Genomic DNA, 1,477 nt, shown 5'->3' with positions numbered 1-1,477 from the left:
CACCCGCTACGACCGATGCGCTCACGCCTTCATGTCCGCCATCGCTCTCGCGGCAACCGTGATCTTCTGGATCAACCAATGAGTCCTGACCCTAGACGACAAGAAGATCAAGCACGAGATCACGCTCGTTAAGCGGCACCTTGACCTGTCTGGCCTGACTCCCGGCGCCAAGAAGGCGATGCTCGACTTCCTTGATCCCTACGGGGCGGGGTACCCGAACCGCCACGACGTCATATCATGCCTCATCGCCTTCGATTTCGATGCCTTCGCCTCCGCTTTGGCATGCATGACCGATGCGGAGGAGGAATTCTGCCGGCTGGCCTCAGTAAAGCTGGAGGAGACCGCACCGAAAATCGCCGAGGCGCTCAAGGCTAAAGGCATCGAGCATCAGGAGGTGGAGATGTTCATCATTCCGGTTCCGTCCGTGGCGACGCTGCGCGACCTCTTTCAGGACAAGATCGGCTGGAAACATCCGGCCACCGAGAAAGCGCTGAAGAAAAAGGGCGCAGGCAAGAAGTAGACGTGCAGGACTAGGGGGGACGTCGATCAATGCAGGAACTGGCCGATCAGATCTGGGGGAACAGCCGCTTTCATGACGCTGCTGCGCTGACGCATCGAACGTGGCTGGCCCGCGAGCTGGGGAAGCCGCTCGATGCCGAAGTGACGATGGAGGAGGCGGTTCGCCTGATGCAGGCTTCCGCGATCCTCGCCTGTTCGACGAATCCCGTCCACCGGCGCCAGGCATACCGCTCCGCGACGATGACGTACGAGGTGGTTGGCACGAATACGCTGCCAATGCAGCAGGCGCTTCGGGTCGTGCTTGCCCGGCTCGGCAACTTCCCTGCGCTCGAGACGCGCGATGACGTCGGTCGTGCCGCCGCGGATCTGCCGCTGGATCTCGCGATCGAGGAGATCGCCCTTTCGGACCAGCGCCGCGTCATGCTGCGCGATCGCCCCGCGCTGCTGACGAGTTTCCAGCATGACCTGTGGAGCAAGCTCGGCGAGGGGCGCAGCGTAGCCGTCGCCGCGCCGACCTCCGCCGGCAAGTCGTTCATCCTGCAGGGCCATCTCGCTCGGGTGTTTGAAGAAACGGGGGCACTTACTGTCGTCTATCTCGTGCCGACGCGTGCCCTGATTGCCCAAGTCGCTCGTGATCTGGCTGACCTTTTTGCCGGAACGGCTGGCGCGCCGGAGATCGTCACCGTTCCACTTGACGGAGAGCAGCCGCTGCCGAAGCGCGCGATATTCGTGATGACGCAGGAGCGAACCCAGCTCATGCTGGCGGCGCATCCGGACATGAGCACCGGGATCGTCATCGTAGATGAGGCTCACAGCATCGCCGATCACGGTCGCGGCATCCTGCTGCAGTGGGTCGTGGACGACCTGGACTTGCCCCGCTTAAGTGGAGAGGCATTTGCTCAGCGTGACGCGGTTCGTTCGAACTGCGCGGGGCTGATGTAGTCGAGCGCGGAGTGAC

The 1,477-nt window shown here is 62.7% G+C and carries 2 protein-coding genes; both read left to right on the top strand.

Going from position 1 to position 1,477, the window contains the following annotated elements; genetic code table 11:
• Nucleotides 1-85: 85 nt before the first annotated feature.
• The gene (locus ACQKJZ_RS19330) at nucleotides 86-520 is read left to right on the top strand and encodes a Hachiman antiphage defense system protein HamA (RefSeq protein ID WP_427733325.1); all 435 of its coding nucleotides are present in this window, start codon (nucleotides 86-88) and stop codon (nucleotides 518-520) included.
• 29 nt (nucleotides 521-549) lie between these two features.
• Complete coding sequence (locus ACQKJZ_RS19325) at nucleotides 550-1,461, top strand: DEAD/DEAH box helicase (RefSeq protein WP_427733322.1); 912 nt, start codon at nucleotides 550-552, stop codon at nucleotides 1,459-1,461.
• Nucleotides 1,462-1,477 lie beyond the last annotated feature (16 nt).

The organism is Sphingomonas sp. NPDC019816 (assembly GCF_050274375.1).
Lineage (GTDB): Bacteria > Pseudomonadota > Alphaproteobacteria > Sphingomonadales > Sphingomonadaceae > Sphingomonas.
This window is presented reverse-complemented; position numbering and strand designations above follow the sequence as displayed.

Coding starts and splice junctions, on each gene's coding strand:
- ACQKJZ_RS19325 (WP_427733322.1), top strand. CDS start 550: ATGCAGGAACTGGCCGATCAGATCTGGGGGAACAGCCGCTTTCATGAC.